Origin of the sequence: Streptomyces sp. NBC_00576, assembly GCF_036345175.1 — a bacterium.
Classification (GTDB): domain Bacteria; phylum Actinomycetota; class Actinomycetes; order Streptomycetales; family Streptomycetaceae; genus Streptomyces.
The window spans coordinates 10,774,071-10,797,051 of record NZ_CP107780.1 but is presented as its reverse complement, the minus strand read 5'-3'; the positions used below and the strand labels follow the sequence as shown (position 1 = coordinate 10,797,051).

The following is a 22,981-nucleotide window of genomic DNA, read 5'->3' as shown; positions in this document are numbered from 1 at the left end:
GTGAACCCCTTTCCTTCAGCGCATCGGGCGCAGCGCCGGCCTGGTGCTCCTGGTTCGGCCGCCGTGCTCGGCGAGCCAGGCCGCGAGTGCGGCCGGTGTAGGAGTCGCGAACAGTTCCTCGATCGGCAGTTCTTCACGCAGTGAGGCACGGATGCGGGCGATGAGCCGGGTCGCGAGCAGGGAGTGCCCGCCGAGGGCGAAGAAGTCGTCGTCGACCCCGACCACCGGCAGCCCCAGCACCTCGGCGAACGCCTGGCACAGCAGCTCTTCCTGAGCCGTGACCGGGGCGCGTCCGGCACCCGCGCCGGCGTGGTCCGGCTCCGGCAGCGCCCTGCGGTCCAGCTTGCCGTTGACCGTCAAGGGCAGGGTCTCGAGCTCCACGAACGCCGAGGGCACCATGTACGACGGCAACCGCTCCACCGCGAACCCGCGCACCGCGTCCAGGACACCGTCGCAGCCGTCGGCGGGCACGACGTAGCCGATCAACCGCGTTCCGCCCAGGGCGTCGTCGCGCGCGATCACCGCGGCCTGGACCACGTCCGGGTGCGCCGCCAGCACGGCCGACACCTCACCCGGCTCGATCCGGAACCCACGGATCTTCACCTGCTCATCCGCACGCCCCGCGAACACCAGCCGACCGTCCGCAGCCCACCGGGCCCGGTCACCCGACCGGTACATCCGGCCCCCCGCCACACCGAACGGACACCCGACGAACCGCTCACCGGTCAGCCCCGGGCGGCCCATGTAGCCCCGCGCGACCTGCGCCCCGGCCACATACAACTCACCGGTCACGCCCACCGGGACCGGCCGCAGCCACTCATCCAGCACATACACCGACAGCCCCGGCAGACCCCGCCCGATCACACTGCCGTCCGTGCTCTCGTCCGGCCCGAGATCGTGGTGCGTGACATGCACCGTGGTCTCGGTGATGCCGTACATGTTCACCAGCCGGGGCCCGGCCCCGCCCAACCGCTCCCACCAGCCGGCCAGCCGCGCCGGCTCCAGCGCCTCACCGCCGAACACCACCACCCGCAGGTCGTGCAGCGCACCGGCACGGTGCGACTGAGCCTCCATCAGCTGGTAGAACGCCGAAGGCGTCTGACTCAGCACCGTCACCCGCTCGCGCTCCAACAGCTCCGCGAACTCCCCCGGCGACCGCGACACCTCGAACGGCACCACCACCACCCGCCCGCCATGCAGCAACGCACCCCACAACTCCCAAACGGAGAAGTCGAAAGCCAGCGAGTGGAACCAGCTCCACACATCACCCGCACCGAAGTCCAGCACCTCCCGGGCAGCGGCGAACAACGCCACCACGTTCCGGTGCGGCACCAGCACACCCTTGGGCCGTCCGGTGGAGCCCGACGTGTAGATCACATACGCCGGGTGGGACGGCAGCAACGGAGCAAGCCGGTCCAAGCCGGTCGTCGACTCGATCTCCGCGCCGTCGACCACGACGGCCGTCACGCCCTCCGGCAGGCTCGACGCGTACTCCGCCGTCGTGACGACACACCTCGCACCCGCGTCCGCCAGCACGAACGCGACCCGCTCGGCCGGATAGTCCGGGTCCAGCGGCAGATACGCACCACCCGCCTTCCCCACCGCCACCATCGCCACCACCACATCGACCGACCGCGCCATGAACACACCGACGACCGACTCCGGGCCCACTCCCCGCCCGGCCAGACCACGCGCCAGCCGATCAGCACGGGCTTCCAACTCCGCATACGACAAGGCCACGTCACCCATCGAGACGGCGACCGCCTGCGGTGTCCTCGCCACCTGCGCCTCGAACAGCTCCGGCAGCGTCGCTTCGGGTATCTCGGCGGCAGGGGTGTCGACTTGGGCCGACAACCGGTGCCGCTCGTCGGCGGTCAGCAGATCCAGGTCGTTCAGGTGCCGGCCGGGGTCGTCGGCCACCTGCTCCAGCAGGCGGACGAGCCGGTCCAGGAGGGTCTGGACCGTACCGGCGTCCAAGAGGTCTGTCGCGTACTCGACCATTCCTTCCACGCCGGCCGGTGCCCCGCTCGGGGAGTGGCTGTCGGTGAGGTTGATCATCAGATCGAAGCGGGCGGTGCCGGTGCCGACCGGCTCCAGCCGGGTGTCGAGGCCGGGGAGTTCGAAGGCCCGGGGTGAGACGTTCTGAAGGCTGAGGCTGACCTGGAACAGGGGGTGGTGTGCCGGGGAGCGTTCGGGGTTGATCACCTCCACCAGGTGTTCGAAGGGAACGTCCTGGTGCTCGTAGGCGGCCAGGTCGGTCCCGCGGACCTGCTGGAGGAGGTCGGTGAAGGCCGGGTTCCCGGAGGTGTCGGCCCGCAGGACCAGCGTGTTGACGAAGCAGCCGGCGAGGTCGTCGAGGGCCTCGTCGGTGCGCCCGGCGATCGGGGCGCCCAGCGGGATGTCGGTGCCGGCGCCCAGCCGGGTCAGCAGTGCCGCAACGGCGGCGTGCAACACCATGAACAGGGTGGCCCCCCGCTCCTGGGCGAGTCGCGTCAGCGCCTGGTGCAGGGACGGCTCCAGACGGAACGGCAGCAGGGCGCCGTGGTGGGACGCCACCGCCGGACGCGGCCGGTCGGCCGGCAGCTCCAGCCGTACCGGCAGATCGGCCAGCTGATCCTGCCAGTAGCGGATCTGGCGTCCGAGCAGGCTGTCCGGGTCGCTCTCCTCTCCCAGCAGCCGACGCTGCCACAGGGTGTAGTCCGCGTACTGCACCGGCAGGTCCGGCCAGTGCGGTGCCCTGCCCTGGCTGCGGGCGGCGTAGGCGGTGGCCAGGTCACGCGCCAGCGGGCCCATCGACCAGGCGTCGCCCGCGATGTGGTGCACGACCAGCACCAGCACGTGTTCCTGCGGCCCCTCAGTCAGCACTTCGGCCCGCAGCGGCAGCTCTCGGCTGAGGTCGAAGGCGTACCGCGCGGCGGCCTCCAGTCGCCCGGGCCCGCTCCCCCGCGACGTCTCCAGCCGTGGACGGGCCTCTTCCGGAGTGAGGACCCGCTGGTGGGGCACCCCGTCCACGTCCGGGAAGACGGTACGCAGGACCTGGTGCCGGCCCACCACATCGCCCAGCGCCGCCTGGAGTGCTGTCCGGTCCAGATGCCCGGTGATCCGCAGTGCCAGTGGAACGTTGTAGGTCGCCGACGGGCCCTCCGTGTAGTGCAGGAACCACAGGCGGCGCTGTGCCGGGGAGAGGGGCAGGGGGTCCGGGCGCGGCGACGGCCGCACGGCCGGCCGTACTGGGCCTCCTTCGTCCAGCCAGGCGTCCAGGGCCGACACCGTGGGCGCTGCGAACAGTGCCTTCATCGGCACCTCGGCGCCCAGGGTGGCCCGGATGCGGCTGATGAGCCGGGTGGCCGGCAGCGAGTGCCCGCCAAGGGCGAAGAAGTCGTCGTCGACGCCCACCCGTGCCAGGCCCAGTACCTCGGCGAACAGCCCGCACAGGATCGTCTTCCGCGGGGTGCGCGGCGCGCGGTCGGAGGTGACGAAGTCGGGTGCCGGGAGCGCGCGCCGGTCGACCTTCCCGTTCGCCGTGAGGGGCATGGTCTCCAGTGCCCTCACCGTCGCGGGCACCATGTGCGCCGGCAGGGCACGTGCGGTGAAAGCGCGCAGTTCCCGCGCGTCGACGTCCGTTCCTCGGGTGGGGACCACATAGGCCACCAGCCGCTGAGGGCCGCCGGGTTGCGTCCGGGGCACCACCGCCACCCTGGCCACCGTCGGGTGCCGGGCGATGGCGGCCTCGATCTCCGCGGGCTCGACCCGGTATCCGCTGATCTTGACCTGGTCGTCGACCCGGCCGGCGAACTCGAGCTGCCCCTGGGCGGTCCACCGCACCAGATCGCCGGTGCGGTACATCCGCTGTCCGGCCGGCCCGAACGGGCAGGCCACGAATCGTTCCGAGGTCAGTCCGGCGCGTCGTGCGTAGCCACGGGCCAGTCCGGCGCCGGCGACATACAGCTCCCCCAGCACGCCGACGGGTACCGGATTGAGCGCGTCGTCCAGCGCGTACAGGCGAGTGTTGGCGATGGGTCGTCCGATCGGCACCTGGTCGCCCACTGGTTGCCCGGCGGCGATCTCGAACACACAGCAGCCGACCACCGTCTCGGTCGGCCCGTAGTGGTTGACCACCACCGTGTCCGGCGCGTTGTCCCGCCAGGCCCGTACGTGGGCCCCGGGTAGTGCCTCACCGCCGACCACCAGCCGCCGCGCCGCCGAGGCCTGCTCGTCGGCCGTGAGCATCTCGGCGAGCAGCGGCAGGTGTCCTGGCACCATCTTGACCAGGCCGAACCTGTCACCGGCGCGTGCTCGCATCAGCGCAGCCAGTCCTTCCGCGCCGCCCTCGGGGCTGATCTCCACGGTGCCGCCGCACATCAGCGGCACCAGTACGCCGGTCAGCGCCAGGTCGAAGGCCATCGAGGAGTGCAGGGGCGAGCGGTCCCCGGGGCGAATCCGGAAGAACTCGGCCGCCCACATCGCGTAGTTGGCCAGGCCCCTGTGTGTGACCGCGACCCCTTTCGGGACGCCGGTCGATCCCGAGGTGAACATCACGTAGGCCAGTTGGTCGGGCAGCAGGGCCGGGGACGGTGTCTGCGGCTCTTGGGCCCCGGCGGCGGTCGTTTCCGGGCCGTCCGGGTCGATGACCGCGATATCGCCCACGCGCAGGTCGTCGAGGGTCTCGCCCGTGGCGACCAGCACGGCCGCCCGGCTCTCTGTGAGGGTGTGCCGCGCCCGCTCGGCAGGATGTTCGGGGTCCATCGGCAGATACGCCGCTCCGGCCTTCCAGGCCGCCAGAATCGCCGTCAGCAGCTGCGGGCCGCGTGGCAGGCACAGCGCGACCACCGACTCGCGGCCGATGCCGTACCCGCGCAGCAGCCGGGCCAGCCGTGCGGCCCGCGCGTCCAGCTCCCGGTAGGTGATCCCCGACGTGCCGCACACCACCGCCACCGCGTCCGGGTCACGGGCGGCGTGCGCCTCGAAGAGGCTCAGGACGGTCTGATCGCTCGCGCCGGTCTCGGTGCGGTTCCAGGTCACGAGCACGTGTCGCCGCTGGTCCTCGTCCAGGGCGTCGATCCGGTCGACGAACTTGTCGGCCGGTGCCTCGGCCAGTCGGCGGAGCACCGCACGGAACCGCCGGGAGACACCGGCTCCCGACTCCGGGGCGTGCAGGTCGGGGTTGGTCTGCACGATCGTCTGGAGGCCACCGCCCGCCTGGTCGTACACGTCGATCGTGACATCGTCGATCGGGCCGCTCGACAGGCCGGTCCGGGTAGCGGGGGCGTCCGCGAACCGCAGTGGCCGGTGCAGGAACATCAGGTTGACGCTCAGGTCGCGCAGCGAGCTGCGGCCGACGAGTCCTTGGTCGGCGAGGATGTTCCCGTACGGGTAACGCTGGTGACGCAGGCAATCGAACACCGCGCTCGAGGTCCGCCGCAGGAGTTCGGCGACGGTGATGCCCCTGTCGACGGCCAGCCGGAGCGGCACCACGTTGGAGGTCATGCCAGGGACACCGAGTTCCCCCCTGGTGGTGCGCCCGGTGACGGGGACGCCGAGGACGACGTCCCGCGCGCCGGTGGAGCGCTGTCGGTACAGGGCAGCGGCCGAGAGGGCCAGCCCTGCGAGGCTGATGCGCAACCGGCGTGCGGCTGCTCTCAGTTCGGCGGCTTCGGCCGCATCGCTCGTGTGCACATGCAGCATGGGCCGCCTGGGCAGGTGCCGGGCCTGTCTTTCTCCCGCACCGCCCAAGTTTGGCGGGTCCGCCAGCGTTTCGCGCCAGAACCGCTGGTCACGCTCGTATTCCGCGGACCGGAGATAGGAGCTGTCCGCGTTCAGCAGCACGGACAGCGGCTTCAGTGCGCCGTCCGTGGGCTGCCGTCCGGCCGCGAGTGCCGTGTAGACGTCGGCCACGCGGGCGGCGAACGTCGAGAGGCTGGTCCCGTCGAGGACGATGTGGTGGGCGCGCTGGTACCAGACGACGTGGTCCGGCCCGAGTCGGAACACGGCGTGCGCGCAGAGGGGGCCGGCGAGGATGTCCACCGGGCGATCCATGTCGGCCGACATCCACGTCTCGGCCGCCGCGCGCGGGTCGTCCTCGGCGCTGAGGTCGGCGACGTGGACGGGGTGCTCCAGCAAGTCGTCGACGTACTGTCCGGGCGCCCCGCCTTCCAGCCGGAACCGCAGCCGATAGGTTTCGGCCTCGTCCAGGGCGTACCGCAGCGCCGACACGAGTAGCTCGACGTCCACGTCACCGCGGATCTCCACGTACTCGGCGATGTTGTACACGGAGCTCTGCGGTTCGAGCTGCTGGGCGTACCAGATGCCCAGTTGGCCGGACATCAGGTCCCGAAGGTCCTGTCGAGGCATCGTCCTCCCCCTCTGATGGCCCCTCAGTCGGATGTCGGTTCGGCGAGATGGGCGGTGAGCGCGGTGATGGTGTCGACGTCCCAGAGCAGGACGGGCTCGACGACGACACCGAGGCTGTCCTCGATGTCTCCGCAGAGGGCGAAGGCGTACACCGAGTCCAGCCCGTAGTGCGCCAGGGGGACGTCGGCGTCGATCTCCTCGGCGGGCAACTGGGCGTAGTACGCGACGCGTTCGACCAGCCAGGAGCGGATCTTCTCGGGTGTCGGCCGGGTTGTTGGAAGGTCGGAAGCAGACAAGAGGGGTCCCTCCCTGGGCCCGGCGGGTGAGCCAGGCGGCCGATGCGGAAACTGCGCGGGGACGTGGATGAGCGTCAGGGGCTCACGGCGGCCCAATATGACTCAGCCTCACACAGCGGATCAACCGTCGCCCAGGCGTACTTGGACGCCATCGACTCCTGTCCAACTGACGGCATCACCGCAGTTGGACGGGGCGCGGGAGGCGTCCAGGCGGGCATCTCGCACACACTGCGCCGCCTCCGTGGCCGCGTGCGATAGTGAGCCGCCCCAGGACCCGGTACGGCCGCGGATTCGCGCTGCCTTGCGACGACGAGGAGGAGGAGGAGGGAGATCCGGCATGGGCTACGTTGCGGGCCGACACACCACGCGCTTCGTCACTGCGGGCGGGATCCGGCTGGCCTACGAGTGTTCCGGGCAGGGCGAGCCGGTGCTCATGATCATGGGATCGGGCTCGGCCGGCCATGCCTGGACGATGCATCAGACACCGGCGCTGCATGCGGCGGGCTATTCCACGGTCGTCTTCGACCACCGCGGCATTCCGCCCTCCGACGCACCTCCCGGCAAGTACTCACTCCTGGACATGACCGCCGACACCAGAGGCCTGATCGAGGCGCTGGACCTGGCGCCGTGCCGGATCGTCGGCACTTCGCTGGGGGCGATGATCGCGCAGGAGTTGGCGATCGGCCATCCGGAGCTCGTGCGGTGCGCGGTGCTCGTGGCCACCCGGGCCCGTGCGGACGCCGCGCGGCGGGCCCAGACCCGGGCGGAGACGGCTCTGGTGGAGAGCGGGGTGCGACTGCCTGCCGGGTACGAGGCAGCCTCGACGGTGTTCAGGATGTTCTCGCCGGCGACGCTCAATGACGACTCCGCCGTGACCACCTGGTTGGACATCTTCGAGTTGTCCGGGGGCGGGGCGGCGCAGGCCCGGCACGCATGGGCCGACATCGCCGGCGACCGCCGCCCGGCGCTGCGCCGGGTGACCGCCCCCTGTCGGGTCGTCACCTTCGCCGATGACCTCATCACTCCGCCGCACCTGGGAACGGAGGTCGCCGAGGCCATCCCCGGCTGCGATCTCGTCGAGATCTCCGGCTGCGGGCACCTCGGGTATCTCGAACGGCCCGACGTGCTCAACGCGGCGATCATCGAATTTCTCGACAATCACTGAGGAGAGTCTCCGTGACCCCAGGACACGACCCGACCATGGGCACGATCGGATTGCGCGTCGAGGGGTTGGTGGAACCTCAGCCGGTCAAGCCCGGCACGTTCAAGCGCATCATTCCCTACGCCATGCGCCACCGCCGGTCACTGGCCATCGTGATGCTGGCGACGATCGTCGACTCGGTGATCATGGTGTCGATCCCGCTGATGCTCAAGATGATCGTCGACGACGGCATCGTCCCCGGCGAGGCATCGGTCGTGTTCGGTCTCGCCGGGCTCATCGCGGGCCTCGCCCTGTTGAACGTGGTGGCGATCTACCTGCAGGCCTGGTTCTCCGGCCGTGTCGGCCAGGGGCTCATATTCGACCTGCGCACCAAGGTGTTCACGCACATTCAGCGTCAGCCGGTGGCGTTCTTCACCCGCACACAGACCGGGTCGCTGGTCAGCCGGATCAACACCGACATCGTCGGCGCGGAGCATGCCCTGACAACGCTGCTGTCGCAGTCGCTGTCGACCGTGCTGACCCTGATCCTGGTGCTCGGCGCGATGCTCTATCTGTCGTGGCCGATCACCGTGGTGGCGCTGGTCATGATCCCGCTGTTCTTCATCCCGGGGAAGGTCATCGCCCGGCGGATGGAGCGGCTGGCCCGCAGCGGCATGCAGAACGACGCCGAGCTGGGCTCGATGATGACCGAGCGGTTCAACATCTCCGGCGCGATGCTCGTCAAGCTCTACGGCCGCCCCGAGCAGGAGTCCGCCGAGTTCGCCAAGAAGGCGAGTCTCGTCCGCGACATCGCCATCTCGATGGACGTCCACGCACGTCTGCTGTTCATTCTCGTCAGCCTGCTCACCACGATCACCACCGCCCTGGTCTACGGCTTCGGCGGCTGGTTCGTCATCGAGGGCCAGTTGCAGATCGGCACGCTGGTGGCCATGGTCGCGCTGCTGCTGATGCTGTACAGCCCCATCAACCAGCTGACGAACATCCAGAGCGACGTCATGACCGCGCTGGTCAGCTTCGACCGCGTCTTCGAAGTGCTGGACCTCGAACCGCTCATCACCGAGCGGCCCGGCGCCCGCGCGCTGCCGGACCGGGCTTCGGTGAACGGGAACGGGCACGCCACGGCGCCCCACGTCGAGTTCGACAGCGTGGCCTTCCGTTACCCCAACGCCGAGGAAGTGTCCCTGCCCTCCCTGGAGTTGCTGCCGCTGCGCAAGACCGAACACGGCCCGAGCGCGCTGGTCCTGAACGACGTGAGCTTCCACGCCCCGGCCGGGCGGCTCACCGCGTTGGTCGGGCCGTCCGGTGCGGGCAAGACCACCATCACCCATCTGGTGCCGCGGCTCTACGACGCCACGTCCGGAACGGTGCGGATCGGCGGCCACGACGTCCGTCAACTGACCCTCGACTCCTTGCAGAGCACGGTCGGCGTCGTCACACAGGACGCGCACCTGTTCCACGACACGATCCGGGCCAACCTGATGTACGCGCGTCCGGACGCCACCGAACGCGAGGTCGTCGAGGCGTGCGACGCGGCGCGGATCTGGCCGACGATCTCCCAGCTGCCCGACGGTCTCGACACGGTCGTCGGTGACCGCGGCTACCGGTTGTCCGGCGGGGAGAAGCAGCGGCTGGCCATCGCCAGACTCCTGCTCAAGTCGCCGCCGATCGTCGTCCTGGACGAGGCGACCGCGCACCTGGACTCCGAGTCCGAACTGGCCATCCAGCGGGCGCTCAAGACCGCCCTGACCGGCCGTACCTCACTGGTCATCGCGCACCGGCTGTCCACCATCCAGGACGCCGACCAGATCCTCGTCATCGACGAGGGGCGCATCCAGGAACGCGGCACCCACGACCAACTGCTCACCAGCGGCGGGCTCTACGCCGAGCTGTACCGCACGCAGTTCGCCCACCAGCAGGGCCATGGCGAACCGGCCGAAAGTACGGCCGCCGGCAACGGGAACCGTGCTTTGGACTGATGCTGGAAAAGCACGCGGTATTCAAGGATGAGGACATGCCACACGCAGACTCTCCTCCCGCGCTTCACGCAGTGGGCTTGACGAAGAAATACGGTCGCCGCGGCAAGCTGGCCCTGAGCGACGTGAACCTCACCGTTCCCGCCGGCCGTGTCATCGGCCTGGTCGGCCCGAACGGGGCGGGTAAATCGACTCTGCTACACCTGGCCTGCGGGCTGACCGAGCCGACGTCCGGGTCCCTGACCGTGCTGGGGGCCCGTCCGGCGGCCAGCGCGTCGCATCTGGCCCGGGTGGGGTTCGTCGCGCAGAACACGCCGGTGTACGGCTCGTTCACCGTGGCCGAGCACATCAAGCTCGGCGCGAAGATGAATCCGAACTGGGACCCGGTCCTGGCCGAGCGGCGCATCAGCCAGGTGGGGCTGAACCCCGCGCAGAAGGCGGGGCAGCTCTCGGGTGGTCAGCGAGCGCAGCTGGCGCTGACCATCGCGGCGGCCAAACGTCCCGAGCTGCTGATCTTCGACGAGCCGGCCGCGGCCCTGGACCCCCTGGCCCGCAAGGGGTTCCTGCACAACCTGATGGAGTTCGTCCTGGAGCTCGGCGCCAGCGCCGTGCTCTCCTCGCACCTTCTCGGTGACGTCGAACAGGTATGTGACTACATCATCGTGCTGTGCGACTCGCGGGTACAGGTCGCCGGCGACACCCGGGACCTGCTGGCCGAGCACGCCCGACTGGTCGTGCCCCGCGGCGAGTTCGACCGTCCGCCCACCGGGGTCGAGGTGATCTCCATCGAGCACAGCGGCAAGCACAGCAGCGCGGTCGTCCGCACCACCACCGCACCCGAGGCGCTGCCCTACCAGGCAGAGTCCATCACGCTGGAGGAACTCGTCCTCGCCTACATGACCAGAGCCGCCGTACCCGCCGCCCGGGCCGAGGCCGCAGCTTGGGGGGCCGCACGATGATGTGGCTGAGCTGGCGTCAGTTCCGCGTCCAGGCGTTGTTCGCCGCCTGCGCGCTGGCCGTCATCGCCGTGTACCTGGGGTACCTCGGCTCGGAGATCCGCGACGCCTACGACGTCTACCGGGCCAACTGCGAGAGTTTGGCCGACTGCGCGCAGGCGAAGAGCCAGTTCCGCAGCGCCTACCAGAACACCCTGCTGTTCCTGGCGACCGGGCTCGCCCTGATCCCCGCGCTCATCGGCACCTTCTGGGGCGCTCCCCTGATCGCCCGCGAACTCGAGAACGGCACCCACCGGATGGTGTGGAACCAGAGCGTCACCCGACCGCGCTGGCTCATCGGCAAGGTCCTGCTCGTGGGCCTGGCCGCCGTGCTCGTGACCGGCGCGGCCGCGGCTCTGTTGACCTGGGCGGCCCGCCCCTTCGACGAGGTGGTCAAGGAGCAGTTCGACGCCTTCGTGTTCGGAGCGCGCAACATCGCCCCGATCGGTTACGCCGCGGTTGCCTTCACCTTCGGGACGGTCGTCGGGCTCCTGTTGCGCCGCACCCTGCCGGCGATGGCCGTGACGCTCGTCGTCTTCCTCGCCTTCCAGTTCTTCTTCCCCAACGTGGTGCGGCCCAGCCTCATGTCGCCGGATAAGGCCAGGTTGTCGATGACGGTCGAGGCCATCAACCAGGCGCAGAACCTCGGCAGCCTCGGCGGTGGCTCCGTCATCGGCGGGGTGAAGATCCCGGACGCGCCCGACGCGTGGATCGCCGAGACGAGCCCCTTGCGCACCGCGGACGGCAAGACCCTCAGCAGCGCCAAGTTCAACGGCTGCCTCGACAGCCCGCCCAAGAGCGGGGCGGGCGGCACGTTCGGCGACACGGCGGTGTGCCTCTCCAAGCTGAACCTGCATGTCGACGTCCTCTACCACCCCAGCAGCCGCTACTGGGCGTTCCAGTGGCTGGAGACCGCGATCTATCTGGTGCTCAGCGGGGTCCTCACCGCTTTCGGCGTGTGGCGGATCCGGCGCCGGGTGAGTTGACCCCCGCCTCACCCGGCGCCTCACAGGCGCCGCCGGGAATTTCCCGGCGGCGCCCTTTTCCTTTTTACGGGCACGCAATTCTCGGCTGTCCACCCGAGGAAAATCGTCCAGTCTTCAGAGCCTTCGGCACCTGTGAAACTCTGAAACAGAGTCACCAGCGCATTACTCATCGGGTGGGTTCCGGGAGGCCGAATGAGCACAGCACAGCACGAGGAGTTCGACGTAGTGGTCGTGGGCGGTGGCCCGTCGGGGTCGACGCTCTCGTCACTGGTAGCCATGCAGGGGCACAGAGTCCTGCTGCTGGAGAAGGAGACCTTCCCGAGGTATCAGATCGGCGAGTCGCTCCTCCCGTCCACCATTCACGGCATCTGCCGTCTGCTCGGTGTCACCGACGAAGTCGCCGCGGCGGGCTTCCCCCAGAAGCGCGGCGGCACGTTCCGGTGGGGCGCGAACACCACGCCGTGGAACTTCGCCTTCTCCGTCTCCTCCAAGGTCTCCGGACCGACCTCGTTCGCCTACCAGGTCGAGCGGAGCAAGTTCGACAAGATCCTGCTGGACAACGCGGCCCGCAAGGGCGTCGAGGTCCGTCAGAACCGCACGGTGACCGATGTCGTGGAGAGCGACGACGGGCGGGTGAGCGGGCTGCGGTACACCGACCCGGACGGCTCCGAGCACGAGGTGTCGACCCGGTACGTCGTGGACGCCTCGGGCAACACCAGCCGCATCCACAAGCGGGTCGGCGGCTCACGGAAGTACTCGGACTTCTTCCGCAGCCTGGCGCTGTTCGGGTACTTCGAGAACGGCAAGCGGCTGCCGCAGCCGAACTCCGGCAACATCCTGTGCGTCGCGTTCGGCAGCGGTTGGTTCTGGTACATCCCGCTCAGCGACACGCTCACCAGCGTCGGCGCGGTCGTCCGCCAGGAGGACGCGGCCAAGATCCAGGGCGACCCGGAGAGCGCGCTGCGCAACCTCATCGACGAGTGCCCGATGATCAAGGATCACCTGGCCGACGCCACCCGTGTCACGGAGGGCCAGTACGGGCAGCTGCGGGTGCGCAAGGACTACTCCTACCACCACACCAACTTCTGGCGTCCGGGCATGGTGCTCGTCGGCGACGCGGCCTGCTTCGTCGACCCGGTGTTCTCCTCCGGGGTCCATCTGGCCACCTACAGCGCGCTGCTGGCGGCCCGCTCGATCAACAGTGTCCTGGCGGGGAAGGTCGGCGAGCAGCGGGCCTTCGACGAGTTCGAGGGGCGCTACCGCCGCGAGTACGGCGTCTTCTACGAGTTCTTGACCTCGTTCTACGACATGCACGTCGACGAGGACTCCTACTTCTGGTCGGCGAAGAAGGTCATCAACAGCAACTACGCCGAACTCGAGTCGTTCGTCGAGCTTGTGGCCGGCATGTCCAGCAGCGACTTCGATCTCGCCGACGCCGAGTCGGGTGCTCTCCGGCTCAAGCAGCGGTCGGCGGAGTTCGCGGACGCCATCGATACCCTGGTCGACCAGCGGGAGGAGAACATGGCTCCGCTGTTCCGGTCGTCGGTGGTGCGCCAGGCGATGCAGGAGGGCTCACAGGTGCAGACCCGGGCCCAGCTGGGCGAGTACGCGGGCGAGGAGTTCCCCGTCTTCGACGGCGGCCTCGTCGCCTCGGCCGACAGCATGTTCTGGGAGGAGCCGAACCAGGCTTGACGGTCCGGCTGTGCGGACTCGGGCAGTACGGAAAAAGGGCCCCGCTCCTGCGAGCGGGGCCCTGCGTCGTCTGCGCGGTTCAGGCCACCAGGCCCGCGCACTCGCACTCGATGAACTGGGCCAGCCGGGATATGCCCTTCTCGATGTCGGCGTGCGTGAGATAGCTGGTGGAGAGCCTGATGGTGTGGTGGCCGCCACCCTGCGGATAGAAGTACGACATCGGCGTCCAGATGACCCCGAAGTCCTGCGCGGACCGGGCCAGCGCGGCATTGTCGGCACGGAACGGCACGTGCAGGGTCAGGAAGAAGCCGCCGCTGGGCGCGTTCCAGCTCACCTTGAGGCGGGTCCTGCGCTCGACCGGGAACTCCCGTGCGAGGCATTCCAGGGTGAAGCGCATGGCCTGCCCGTAGTGAGCGGCAGGCAGCGCGTTCAGCTCCGAGACGCGGCCGCCGGACTCCAGCAGCGCTCCCGCCACCACCGCCTGACTGAGCGGCGAGGTGTTCACCGTGATCATGCTCTTGATCTTGGCGAGTTCGTCTGCCAGGAGGCTCGTGCTGCCGTCCGGTGCCAGCACCGGCTGGTCCGCGACCGCGAACCCGATCCGCGCCCCGGGGAAGACGGTCTTGGCGTACGAGCCGAGGTGGACCACTCGCCGCGTCCGGTCGAGAGACTTCAGTGACACCACTTGGGTGCCCGGACTGACATGCCGGTACGGGCTGTCCTCCAGGACGAGGATGTCGAGCCGTTCGGCCAGGTCCAGCAGGGCCAGCCTGGCCTCCAACGGCATGGTGGCGCCGGAGGGGTTCGAGTGGTCCGGCACGACGTACACGGCCTTCGGACGTCTGCCCCGCGCCCGTTCTGCCTCGACTGCGGCCTCCAGGAAGTCGCACGACAGACCGTTCTCGCTTTCCTCGACCGCGGCCAGTGGGACGTCCAGCAGCCTGGCGGCACCGGTGATCCCCACGTAGCACGGGCTGGAGACCATCAGCACGTCCTTCGGGCCGGACATGAGGGCACGCAGCGTCAGGAACATCGCCTCCTGGCAGCCGACCGTCACCACGATCGACTCAGGCGGCACGTCGATGTCCTCGTCCACGCGCAGCGAGTGGGCGATCAGCTCGCGGATCAGGCCGGCGGACGGCCCGTACTGGAACATCGTGTCACGCACCTGCGCGGACGAGCGGCCCTGCTCGGCCAGGTGGCCCATGTAGCGGCGCAGGTGACGGAAGACCTGCTCGGTCTCGAAGAACTCCGCGTACGGCCGACCGGGAGCGAATGACACCGCCTCGGAGTAACGCAGCGTCACCTCGTTGAGGAAGTTCATGGTGTCCATGACCGGATCGGCGACGCTCGGGTGCAGGTCCGCGACGCGCAGCCCGGGCCGGCCCTCGGCACCCGTGTGCCCGTCCGCCTCGGCTGCCGAGGCGTCCCGGCGAGGGTGGGGCGGGGCAGTACCTACGAGAGCGGGGCCGATGTCCGCGACGGTCTTCAGACCGGCCAGCGACATGGCATCGGTCAACTCCTCCAGGAGGACGGAGAAAACGCCGGTCACGCCGTCGGCCCCGCCCGCCGCCAGGCCGTGCAGTACCGGTCGGCCGAGGAGGACCGCGTCGGCGCCGAGCGCGAGCGCCGCCAGTACGTCTTGGCCCCGGCGCACTCCGCCGTCGAGCAGGACGGGGAGGCGGCCGTCGATCGCGGCCGTGACCTCGGGCAGGACGTCGAGCGTCGCCGGCACGCCGTCGAGCTGACGGCCCCCGTGGTTGGAGACCACGATGCCGTCCGCTCCGGCTTCGGCCGCGCGCACGGCGTCTATTCCCGTGAGGATCCCCTTGACCAGGACCGGCAGGGGCGAGACCGAACGCAGCCAGTCCAGCACCGACCAGTCCAGGTCGGGATCGAAGTCGGTACGGGAGTGCGCGGACGGCACCGCGAAGCCGTCCCCCGCGAGGTTGGCGGGAACCGTGCCCGCGGGCAGCCGGAAGTCATTGCGCAGGTCCCGCAGCCGACGGCCCAGGTGCGGCGCGTCGGCCGTCAGGACCAGGGCCTCGAAGCCCGCGTTCGCGGCTCGCTCGATGAGGTCGCGGGTGATCGAGCGGTCCCGCATGCAGTACACCTGGAGCCAGAGGGGGACGGCGGCCTCGGCCGCGATCTCCTCGAAGGTGCGGCCCGCGAAGGTGCTGATCACGACCGGGACCCTGGCGGCGGCCGCTGTCCCCCGGACGGTGGCCAGTTCGCCGGCCGGGTCCGCGAGCGTGTGGTAGGCGACCGGGGCGACCGCCAGGGGGGCGTCCCAGGTCCGGCCCAGAATCCTGGTGGCGGTCCGTGGGTCGCTCGCCCCCCGCAGCACCGAGGGCCGCAGCCGTACGCGGTCGAACGCCGCGGTGTTCGCGGCGAGCGTCCGTTCCTCACCTGCGCCACCTTCGATGAAATCCCAGACGGAGGGATCCAGCTTTTCCTGAGCGAGCGACGCGAATTCACCGAGCGACAATTCCATCGAGGACTGCCGCCCCTCATACCAGGCGGGCGGTTTCGGCCGCCTGCTGGCGCTCCACGGCCTCGTACAGAGCCTGAATGTTGTTGCTGCCGAATGTGTGGGCCCCGCGGCGGTCGATCAGTTCCCAGAACAGGGTCCGCCTCGGATGCGTCGACTCGGTGAAGATCTGCAGCATGATCCCCGACGGGTCACGGTCGGCGAGAATGTGGAGCGCGCTGAGCTCGTCCACCGGCACGCCGATCTGGCCCAGCCGGGCGGGCAGCATCTCGTAGTAGCTCGGCGGCGTGGTGAGGAAACGCACCCCTCGCTCGGCGCTGGTGCGCACGGCGGTGGTGATGTCGTCGGTGAGGAACGCGACGTGCTGCACACCGGCCCCGCCGTGGGACTCGACGAACGCGTCGATCTGCCCCGAGGCGCGGGTGGTGTCGGGCTCGATGACCGTGAACGTGACCGTCTCGGAGTCGTTCTGGACGACCTTGGAGTCCATGGCCTGCGAGCCCACGACGATCCGTTCCTCAAACGTCTGGCTGAGGCCGAACACCTCCCAGTAGCGGCGGACCGTCTCGTTCAGCTCACCGGCCGGCACACAGACCGCGAAGTGGTCCACCCGCTTCAGTATGCCGCCGGACTCGCGGGGGCCGGTCTCCTGGATGACGGGCGCGAACGGCCCCTCGGGGTTGTCTCGGGAGACGAATCGGTGCTCCACGTCGCCGAACCCCGTCACCGACGCGAAGGTGACACACGCGCCCGCGGGTCCGAACTCCTCGGGCGGGGCCGTCGGGACGGCTCCGCGCTCCACGGCTTCAGCGAACGCGCTGTGCGCGTCGTCCACTCCGATGCCGATCACCCCGACGCCGTCGCCGTGCCGCTTGACGTACTCGGCGGCACGATGATCGCCGTGGGTGGCCGTGGTCAGCAGCAGGGCGATGTCGTTCTGGCGCAGCAGGACCGACTCACAGTCGCGCAGGCCGGTGCCCGCACCGCCACGGCCGGCCAGTGTGAAGCCGAAGGAGTCGCACAGCTGACCCGCTGTCTCCTCCGCGTCCTCGACGAACATTTCGACGTGATCGATCGACCGTATCTCCATTGAAGCCTCCACAAGGGTTTCTCGACACTTCATCGAGCGATTCACGGAACGCACGTGAACGGCTTTCCTCGACAGTCCGTCCACGTGCGCCTTCATGGCGCTTGGAAAACATCCCGGATCTCGTCGTTCGACTAGTGTCTCGTGATTCCGTCAGCCCTACTTGATCTCGCTTGGCTCGTTGTCTTGGTATGGAGCTCTCTGTGAAACAGGCCGCCGAGTTGCGGGAGTTGGTGAACAGTCGGGACGTGCCCGCGGATATAGCCATGCGGGCCCGGATCGTCCTGTGGTCGGGCGAGGGACGCCGGCGCAAGGACTGCCGAGCTGCTCGGGGTGTCGCTGCCGACCGTGGACCACTGGAAGGCTCGTCATGCCGAGCACGGGCCGGCCGGTCTGGAAGGCGACCGGCCCGGCGGGGCCAGGGAGCAGGTTCCGGCGCGGAGATTCGGGCTCGGGTGATCGCGCTGACGCGCATGACGCCGCCGGCCGTCACCGGTCTTTCGCACTGGTCCACACGCGAGCTGGCGACGTATCTGAAGCGGACCGAGAACGTCACCGTGTCCTGGCACTACGTTGCGCGGATCTGGCGCGAGGAAAATCTCAAGCACCGCAATGGCACCCTCAAGATTTCGAAGGACCCCGCGTTCGCGGACAAGGTCGCCGATGCCGTCGGCCTCTGCCTCGCCCCGGGCGGCGTGGTCGTGCTGTCCATCGACGAGAAGACGCAGGTCCAGGCGCTGGACCGGACCCAGCCGGTGCTGCCCGTCACCTTCGCGGCCACTGAGACACGCACGCACGACTACGTCCGGCACGGCACCACGAACCTGTTCGCCGCACTCAACGTCGGCACCGGAGAGGTCGTCGGCGAGTGCAAGCCGATCCGGAACGGCAAGAACTTCCTGGTCTTCCCGAAGAAGGCGGTGAAACCGCACGCGGGCAAGGAGATCCACGTCGTCCTGGACAACCTCTCCACCCACGTCCACTTTCCACTCCACCCCCGTCGGGTCTTCCTGGATCAACCGAATCGAGACCTGGTTCGGAATCCTGACCCGCCAGTCGATCCGCCGCGGCACGTTCTCCGGCGTGAACGTCCTGATCAAGCAGATCCGCGACTACGTCGGCTCATGGAACTCCGAGGCCAAACCATTCACCTGGACCGCAACTGCCGAAGAGATCTTGACGAAGGTCCGACTCGTCCAGACCAACGTCAAGAAACTCGTCGCAAACAACTCAAAGTGATGCAAACGGATTCACGAGAGACTAGGTCAGATGTGATGCATTGCGTTCGATGCGTGATGCGATCTCGGACCATTTCTCGGCGCAGGAGCGCGCCAACTGGGCCACCGTCTCCATACGGTGCGGCGGAACGCTTTCGACGATTCTGTTCCAGTCCTCCGACCGAACGGTGTGGATGTTCAGCAGCCGCAGCAGATCACGCCCGTTCTCGTTGAGGCGTAGCGCGGGATCGGCTCTCAGTCGCTTCACCACGACCGCCGGCGGCGGCTTCACCTCGCATTCGGCGGGGGCCTTCTTGGTGAGGTCGGCCCGGTGGCCGCCGGTACGGTCGCGGGCGCCCCGCTCCACGAGGTTGCGCGGCCGCGCCCTGGGCACCGGGTCCTCTCCGCGGAGCATCCGGTGTCTGACGTCCCTGACCGTCTCCGGCGAGATCCCCGCGGCCCGGGCGATCTGACGCAGCGACAGGCTGGGATCGCGCACGATCATGTCGTGGGCCAGCTTCCGGCCCTCGCTCACGTCGACGGGCCGGATCCTGCCGTCCCGGCCGATGCGGGTGAGTTCCGCCGTGGCACCGACGCCGGTGTTGCGGCGGATCTCGGCGACCGTCTTGGCGGACGTGCCGACGACCGAGGCGATCATCCGGTCCGACCATCGGGGATGAGTGGCGATGATGCGCTCGGCGGCCTGTCTGCGGTCGGCCGCCGAGAGCGGCAGGCCGTGCGTGATGTTCGACTTCACGGCGAGGACGAAGGCGTCCTCCTCGGTGCCGTCGAAGTACCTCACCGCGATCGTCTTGCAGCCCAGCAACATCGCGGCCCGGAGCCGGTGCATGCCGTCGATGACCCGCGTGGTGGGCCGGTGCACCATGATCGGTGGAAGCGGGGCGCCGGTGGCTGCCAGCATTTCCACATGCTCCGGGCTCTCACCGGCAATTCGCGGGGAGTCTCCAATGGAGAGCGTACTTATTTCGACTTCTTCTATCGAATGCAGGTCGTCGTGGTTCAGTGCTGGCTGCAACGTCCGACTCCTTAGGATCTGGCGAGAACCACACCCGTGCCACCGTCAGCTCACCATGCCTCAGTGATTCGGTGTGCCGCCACTGTGTTTGACTGCTGCCGTGCCGCAGTTGAACACGGGGGCAGGCATTTTCCGTTCGAGCCTTTCGGTGCCCTCTGCTCGCCGCATGGGGCATTCTGGGGCGACCGCAGAGTGGGTGGCCAATTACGTGAGGATCTTCTGTGCCCAGAAAATCGGCACCAGGCGGCTGAACCGCCGCTGGAACTCCGCTGTGGCCAGGACGCTCGCGCGTCATGTACCGGCCGGCCGGCGGACACGGCCTCCCCTCGCACTCCCCCGCACGGCGTCCGACGTGCGTGCGTCCGTCCGTCCGTCCCGCTTCTGGGGAACCCGACATCTCAGAGAGGCATACCTGTGCCCGGAACACTGCAAGGCAAGGCCCACGCCGCGCAAGCCGGATCAGGCGCGGAAAACCTCACGCAATTCGAATTCCTCGCCCTCAACAGCGAGTTCAACATCGCGGACGGGCACGCCCGACAGCCGCTCACACCCGGGCAGAGCAAGATCGTCAACGATCTCCCGCTGCTTTTCGAGGAGGGCGAGAAGCGCCCGGTCGAGGAGCTCGAGCGCGAGGCCCACGCGGCGTTCTTCAAGTCCCTCGGCCAGCACCGCTATCCGACCGCGCCCGGCCGCGTGCTGAGCTGCTACTCCTCGTCGGTGGCCATGGAGATCGTCTCCCGGGCGCTGGCCTGCGCCATCGACTCCGTGGCGTTGGTCCACCCCACCTTCGACAACATCGCCGACCTGCTGCGCGGCAACGGTCTGAAGCTGGTCCCCCTGGAGGAGGACCCGCTGCACGGCGACGACCTGGCTCCGAGCCTGCTGAAGAGCGTGGGCTGCGTCTTCGTCACCACGCCCAACAACCCGACGGGCCGGGTGATGTCCGCGGAACGGCTGCGTCGGCTGGCCGAGCAGTGCGCCGAGTACGGCGTCGTACTCGCTCTCGACACCTCCTTCCGCGGCTTCGACACCCGCGCCCACTACGACCACTACGAGATCCTCGACGCCAGCGGCGTGTCCTGGGTCGTCATCGAGGACACCGGCAAGCTGTGGCCCACCCTCGATCTCAAGGTCGGCATGCTGGTCCGCTCCGAGAACCTGGGCCTGCCGGTCGGGAAGATCTACTCCGACATCCTGCTCGGCGTCTCCCCGTTGATCCTCGGGATGGTCCGGCGCTTCTCCGAGGACGCCGCCGCCGGCGGTCTGGCAGAACTGCACACGTTCATCGCCGCACAGCGAGCCGTCGTGCGCTCCGAACTGGCCGGCCTGCCCACCGTCGGCGTGCCCGATCCGGACAGCCGGGCCAGTGTCGAGCGGGTGCTGCTCAAGCACATGACGGGGACCCAGGCCTGGGAGGCGTTGCGCGAGCACAACATCTACGCCCTGCCGTGCCGGCCCTTCTACTGGGCGGACCAGGCGCGCGGCGACCGTACGCTGCGGCTGGCACTGGCGCGGGCGTCCGCCCCGCTGACCCAGTGCGTACGGACGCTGCGCCACGTACTGACACCGCGCTGATGGCTCCGGTCCGCCAACGGGACCTCCCGTACGGCAGCGCGCACTCGCTGTCCCACACGCGGCAGTGGCGTCGCGGTGTCGTGCAGGAGGTCACCCCCTGGGGGGTTCTCGATCTGGGGCCCGGGTACATCGAACCGGCGCTCCTGCCCGTGGGAGTGATCCGGGACGCCTACGCACGCGCGCTGGAGGAGTACGGATCGGCGGCACTCGGGTACGGACACAATCCGGGCGCCCTGCCGCTGCGCGCCCAACTTGCCGCCCGGGCCACCGCCCAGGGAGGGCGTCCCTGCGGGCCGGAGCACGTGGTCGTCACCGCAGGCACGTCCCAGGCCCTCTACCTGCTGGCGACCTCGCTCGCGGCCCCCGGCGACACGGTGCTCGTGGAGGCCCTCGGCTACGACCTCGGACAGCGGATCTTCCGGGACTGCGCGCTGCGGCCCCGGCGGGTTGCCATGGACGAGTCGGGCATGCTGCCCGACGCACTCGACCGCGCCCTCGCGGAGGGTGCGCCGGACGGTGCCGGTGCGCGGGGGCGCGTCGCGTTCGTGTACCTCACCCCGACCCACCACAATCCGACGGGCGCCACGATGCCGTTGGAGCGTCGGCACCGACTGCTGCAGGTGGCGGCGGAACGCGGTGTCCTGGTCGTGGAGGACGACGCCTACGGCGAACTGGTCCTGACGGACGATCCGGCGCCGTCACCGTCGCTGGCGGCCCTCGCCGGGTACCGGGGCGTGGTGCGGCTGTGCAGCTTCTCCAAGACTTTGGGGCCGGGGCTCCGGCTGGGCTGGCTGGTGACGGATCCGGCACTGGCCGAACGGATCGCGTCGCACGGGCTGTTCGTCAGCGGGGGCTCGCTGAACCACATCACCTCGCTCGCCGTGAGCGGCCTGCTGGCCGACGGCGGCTACGACCAGCATCTCGGCGCGCTGCGCTCACTACTGAGACAGCGGCGCGACGCGCTCGTGGGCGCCCTGCGGGAAGCGACGGACGACCGGATACGGATTCACCGTCCGCAGGGGGGGTTCTTCCTCTGGCTCCAGAGTGACCTCGGACTCGGTGAGGACGACCTCCTCGCCCGGGCAGAGGGGGCCGGTGTCAGGGTGGCCGCCGGTCGCCGCTTCGGCACCACCCAGGTACCGAGCGTGCGTCTGGCCTTCAGCTTCAATCCGCCCGCTCTGCTCGAACGCGCCGCACATCGGCTGGGCACGGCATGGTCCAGCGACCCGCCGGGCCATCAGATCGGAGTGACATCATGACGACCACCGCGCACCGCGATGGGCACACGCCGGCTGCCCCGGGCACCGTCGGCCCCATCGGGTACAGCCTTCCGCTCTCCCCCTCGGGGAAGGCGTCCATGCTCACACCCCCGCCGTGGCACTTCTGCGGCGAGATCCTGATGGTCGACTACCGTGTCGACCCTGATGCCGCCCGGCGCTTCCTGCCGCCGGGCCTCGACCCCGGAGCGGATCCGGGCGCCGCGGCAGCCGTCTTCGCGACCTGGCAGTGGTGCTCCCAGGACGGTGCGGAACTGGCCGACCCGGCCGTCTGCCAGTTCTCCGAGTTCCTGATCCTTCTCTCGTGTACGTTCGAGGGCCGGCCGATGGCGCGCTGTCCCTTCGCCTGGGTCGACCAGCCCGTACCGATGATGCGCGGTTGGGTCCAGGGCATGCCCAAGCAGTTCGGCGCCATCCACCGGACCAGACCGGTCACCGTGGGCCGGGCGGGTTCGCGGCTCGCTCCCGGCGGGCGCTTCGACGGCGCCCTGTCCGTCCACGGGCGACGCTCGGTGGAGGCGTCGGTTACGATCGAGCGCTCCACCGAGCGGCCCCCGGCGCTGCACGACGTCCCTCTGGCGCACAGCCTTGTGTTTCCGGAGTGGGTGCCGTCCGCCCCGCCGCGGACCCAGCTGGTCGCCTCGGAGGTGAGCGACGTCGAGTTCTCCCTGATCTGGAGCGGTCCCGGACACCTCACATACCTCGACCGGCTGGGGGAGGACTTCGCCTCGCTCTCGCCTTTGGAAGTGCGCACCGGTTATGTGTTCACGTACGGAGAGACGTTGCACGGCGGTCGGCTCCTCCGCGAGTAGCGGCTTGCGATTCCTCATGGCCCCTTAAGAG

The 22,981-nt window shown here is 69.3% G+C and carries 15 protein-coding genes and 1 pseudogene; 11 read left to right on the top strand and 5 right to left on the bottom strand.

The annotated features are described in order from the left end of the window. Positions 1 to 15: 15 nt before the first annotated feature. Together OG734_RS47140 and OG734_RS47135 are read right to left on the bottom strand one after the other, a co-directional pair. On the bottom strand, positions 16 to 6,351 hold the full coding sequence (locus OG734_RS47140; protein WP_330285436.1) for an amino acid adenylation domain-containing protein: 6,336 nt from the start codon (positions 6,349 to 6,351) through the stop codon (positions 16 to 18). Between the two features lie 23 nt (positions 6,352 to 6,374). Next, the gene (locus OG734_RS47135; protein WP_330285437.1) at positions 6,375 to 6,647 is read right to left on the bottom strand and encodes an acyl carrier protein; all 273 of its coding nucleotides are present in this window, start codon (positions 6,645 to 6,647) and stop codon (positions 6,375 to 6,377) included. A gap of 337 nt (positions 6,648 to 6,984) precedes the next feature. Here OG734_RS47135 and OG734_RS47130 point away from each other — a divergent pair, with 337 nt between their 5' ends. From OG734_RS47130 to OG734_RS47110, 5 genes are all read left to right on the top strand, one after another. Then, positions 6,985 to 7,812, top strand: a complete 828-nt coding sequence (locus OG734_RS47130; RefSeq protein ID WP_330285438.1) for an alpha/beta fold hydrolase — start codon at positions 6,985 to 6,987, stop codon at positions 7,810 to 7,812. An 11-nt stretch (positions 7,813 to 7,823) separates the two neighbouring features. Next, positions 7,824 to 9,785: an ABC transporter ATP-binding protein gene (locus OG734_RS47125; protein ID WP_330285439.1), complete on the top strand. Its 1,962-nt coding sequence runs from the start codon at positions 7,824 to 7,826 to the stop codon at positions 9,783 to 9,785. A 71-nt stretch (positions 9,786 to 9,856) separates the two neighbouring features. Further along, entirely contained in the window at positions 9,857 to 10,741 is an 885-nt protein-coding gene (locus OG734_RS47120) for an ABC transporter ATP-binding protein (RefSeq protein WP_330293517.1), read from the top strand. Continuing rightward, complete coding sequence (locus OG734_RS47115; RefSeq protein ID WP_330285440.1) at positions 10,738 to 11,763, top strand: ABC transporter permease subunit; 1,026 nt, start codon at positions 10,738 to 10,740, stop codon at positions 11,761 to 11,763. The genes OG734_RS47120 and OG734_RS47115 overlap by 4 nt, the downstream gene beginning before the upstream one ends. A 192-nt stretch (positions 11,764 to 11,955) precedes the next feature. Then, on the top strand, positions 11,956 to 13,455 hold the full coding sequence (locus OG734_RS47110; RefSeq protein WP_330285441.1) for a tryptophan 7-halogenase: 1,500 nt from the start codon (positions 11,956 to 11,958) through the stop codon (positions 13,453 to 13,455). 79 nt (positions 13,456 to 13,534) lie between these two features. On the opposite strand, the gene OG734_RS47105 is transcribed toward OG734_RS47110, so the two are convergent. Further along, positions 13,535 to 15,949, bottom strand: a complete 2,415-nt coding sequence (locus OG734_RS47105; protein ID WP_330285442.1) for an aminotransferase class I/II-fold pyridoxal phosphate-dependent enzyme — start codon at positions 15,947 to 15,949, stop codon at positions 13,535 to 13,537. 16 nt (positions 15,950 to 15,965) lie between these two features. Then, positions 15,966 to 17,036: a 4-hydroxyphenylpyruvate dioxygenase gene (gene hppD / locus OG734_RS47100; protein ID WP_330285443.1), complete on the bottom strand. Its 1,071-nt coding sequence runs from the start codon at positions 17,034 to 17,036 to the stop codon at positions 15,966 to 15,968. A 330-nt stretch (positions 17,037 to 17,366) separates the two neighbouring features. On the opposite strand from hppD, the gene OG734_RS48285 reads away from it, so the two are divergent. From OG734_RS48285 to OG734_RS47090, 3 genes and pseudogenes are all read left to right on the top strand, one after another. After that, entirely contained in the window at positions 17,367 to 17,492 is a 126-nt protein-coding gene (locus tag OG734_RS48285) for a hypothetical protein (RefSeq protein WP_443065049.1), read from the top strand. Continuing rightward, positions 17,489 to 17,956: pseudogene (locus OG734_RS48280) on the top strand (IS630 family transposase); the annotation flags it as partial. The gene OG734_RS48285 and the pseudogene OG734_RS48280, both read left to right, overlap by 4 nt. Positions 17,957 to 18,116: 160 nt before the next feature. Then, positions 18,117 to 18,272 (top strand): hypothetical protein, encoded by a 156-nt coding sequence (locus tag OG734_RS47090; protein WP_330285445.1) that lies wholly within the window; start codon positions 18,117 to 18,119, stop codon positions 18,270 to 18,272. Positions 18,273 to 18,293: 21 nt separating this feature from the next. On the opposite strand, the gene OG734_RS47085 is transcribed toward OG734_RS47090, so the two are convergent. Beyond that, positions 18,294 to 19,172, bottom strand: coding sequence for a ParB/RepB/Spo0J family partition protein (locus tag OG734_RS47085; RefSeq protein ID WP_330285446.1), 879 nt, complete (start codon positions 19,170 to 19,172; stop codon positions 18,294 to 18,296). A 528-nt stretch (positions 19,173 to 19,700) separates the two neighbouring features. On the opposite strand from OG734_RS47085, the gene mppP reads away from it, so the two are divergent. The 3 genes from mppP to mppR are packed head-to-tail and all read left to right on the top strand — an operon-like array spanning position 19,701 to position 22,950. Continuing rightward, positions 19,701 to 20,861, top strand: coding sequence for an enduracididine biosynthesis enzyme MppP (gene mppP / locus OG734_RS47080; protein WP_330285447.1), 1,161 nt, complete (start codon positions 19,701 to 19,703; stop codon positions 20,859 to 20,861). Further along, positions 20,861 to 22,120: an enduracididine biosynthesis enzyme MppQ gene (mppQ, locus tag OG734_RS47075; protein ID WP_330285448.1), complete on the top strand. Its 1,260-nt coding sequence runs from the start codon at positions 20,861 to 20,863 to the stop codon at positions 22,118 to 22,120. The genes mppP and mppQ overlap by 1 nt, the downstream gene beginning before the upstream one ends. Further along, a complete protein-coding gene (gene mppR / locus OG734_RS47070; protein ID WP_330285449.1) occupies positions 22,117 to 22,950 on the top strand; it encodes an enduracididine biosynthesis enzyme MppR in 834 nt (277 codons plus the stop codon). The genes mppQ and mppR overlap by 4 nt, the downstream gene beginning before the upstream one ends. Positions 22,951 to 22,981 lie beyond the last annotated feature (31 nt).

Excerpts from the sequence above, each read along its gene's own strand:
- OG734_RS47140 (WP_330285436.1), bottom strand. The coding sequence starts at position 6,351 with ATGCCTCGACAGGACCTTCGGGACCTGATGTCCGGCCAACTGGGCATC.
- OG734_RS47130 (WP_330285438.1), top strand. The coding sequence starts at position 6,985 with ATGGGCTACGTTGCGGGCCGACACACCACGCGCTTCGTCACTGCGGGC.
- OG734_RS47115 (WP_330285440.1), top strand. The coding sequence starts at position 10,738 with ATGATGTGGCTGAGCTGGCGTCAGTTCCGCGTCCAGGCGTTGTTCGCC.
- OG734_RS47110 (WP_330285441.1), top strand. The coding sequence starts at position 11,956 with ATGAGCACAGCACAGCACGAGGAGTTCGACGTAGTGGTCGTGGGCGGT.
- OG734_RS47105 (WP_330285442.1), bottom strand. The coding sequence starts at position 15,949 with ATGGAATTGTCGCTCGGTGAATTCGCGTCGCTCGCTCAGGAAAAGCTG.
- hppD (WP_330285443.1), bottom strand. The coding sequence starts at position 17,036 with ATGGAGATACGGTCGATCGATCACGTCGAAATGTTCGTCGAGGACGCG.
- OG734_RS47085 (WP_330285446.1), bottom strand. The coding sequence starts at position 19,172 with ATGCTGGCAGCCACCGGCGCCCCGCTTCCACCGATCATGGTGCACCGG.
- mppQ (WP_330285448.1), top strand. The coding sequence starts at position 20,861 with ATGGCTCCGGTCCGCCAACGGGACCTCCCGTACGGCAGCGCGCACTCG.
- mppR (WP_330285449.1), top strand. The coding sequence starts at position 22,117 with ATGACGACCACCGCGCACCGCGATGGGCACACGCCGGCTGCCCCGGGC.